The sequence below is a fragment of the Marseilla massiliensis genome (assembly GCF_016899855.1).
Lineage (GTDB): Bacteria > Bacteroidota > Bacteroidia > Bacteroidales > Bacteroidaceae > Prevotella.
Genome location: NZ_JACJJG010000201.1, coordinates 1 through 1,621 on the forward strand (window position 1 = coordinate 1; position 1,621 = coordinate 1,621).

General features: G+C 32.3%; 1 pseudogene. It reads left to right on the forward strand.

The features are described from left to right. Positions 1–312: pseudogene (locus H6A34_RS14360) on the forward strand (hypothetical protein); the annotation flags it as partial. Positions 313–1,621: the final 1,309 nt, after the last annotated feature.

Genomic DNA, 1,621 nt, shown 5'->3' on the forward strand with positions numbered 1-1,621 from the left:
AGGCTGGATTCGTATTTCAACAAGAACAAGTTAATACCGATAAGCCCTATGATACATGAAGACTGGAAGGTGAAACTAGACGGCATGAAAATCAGGAGCAATACCAAAAGCGAGATTATAACCTTGGCAGGGAGTGACTATAGAATGCAGGAAGCCATAGTCCAAGGAAAAGGGTTCAGGAAAGAGGTTACGTTTGATTTTCTTGATATGTTGGGGATTAAGAGGGCAAAACATGAAAGACGAAAATATGAACCCCTGATTAACACTTTGGGCATGATTGGCATTACATTAGTTATCGTGTCGGAGTTTTGACCTTTCCTTAAAACAATCAGGATTTTATAAATTGTTTGGCTTATAATATTGTCCGGCCATGTTTTATTGTATTACCACCCTTTACCACAATTTACCATAAACGGGAAGTAAGATGGTAGAGAGACAAAAATGTATCAATGGAATATGGTTGGATGATATGCTTTATAATTGTTGTTCGTGGTTTGTTCAATGTTATAATATGATGAAAACAGGGAAATATCATACACGTCTTTTTTCGACCCTCATGTTAATTATATAGAGAAGTAAAAAAAGACGTGTAGTATTGTATTAAGGTGGGTAATAAAGGGTAATACAATGGTGAAATAATGGGATAATAAAAGGGTAATAAAAAGTTAATTAAAAGACCTGCTTCGCGGTATCGACAGTGGTGAAGATGTGGTGATAAAACAAAAAGAAAAATCCTCCTCTTCTCTACCACTGTTTTGGGACGAAGTACCCTCTTTTCTTTCATTTCTTTTGTTATCTCCTTTTATTATCCTTTTTTAAACCACAATAATACAACAGGGAATGAAAGTAGCATCAGGATTGAAAAATAGTATCAGTTTAGTGTATTTGTTTGGTCTTATAATGTTGGTTTTGTAATATTGGATAAGTAAAAAGTATCATCAATGTTCAATCAGTAAAATAACGACAAGATATGAATACAATAATAACGAAACTGAAAATAAATACGATAATAAAAATAATTACAACAAAACATGAAACATAAAATAACCTGACAAAACTCTTAACTTAGCGCCATTATTGAAAACTTGTCATGTAGTTTAGATATGGTTTTATCTTGTTGGGTTTGGTTTTTGTTCGGTTAAGTAAAATAAATAAGTTGGTCAGGAATATTACAAGGACAGATAAGTTGGTTGATTTGTTTTATTGGTTGAAAGATTGATTTGTTTGTTTTCTGTCCATGTTGGTTGAAATAAGGAAAGTTGTATCAGTGTAAAGCAATGTTGTATTGTAAGTGTAAGGTTGAGATAATGATAAAATGCAAAATATACTCCAACTTCAAAAACAACAAAAATACTGAATAATACAACAAACAATTCAACACTAACACCATAACTTAATCCAACGAAATAACCTGCCTGATAAGATACTGCCTGTTGATAAAAACCGATAAATGAAAGGCAAATGAAAATCCAGAAGAACAAAATGCACAATGAACAAAACTGTAACAGGTAAAGAATATCACGACCAAAAAATATATCATTAACGTGAGTTCGGTATAATAATCTTATGCAATAAGCCTGCTTTTATCAATGATGTCAATATTGAGTGACGGTTTCTTAGG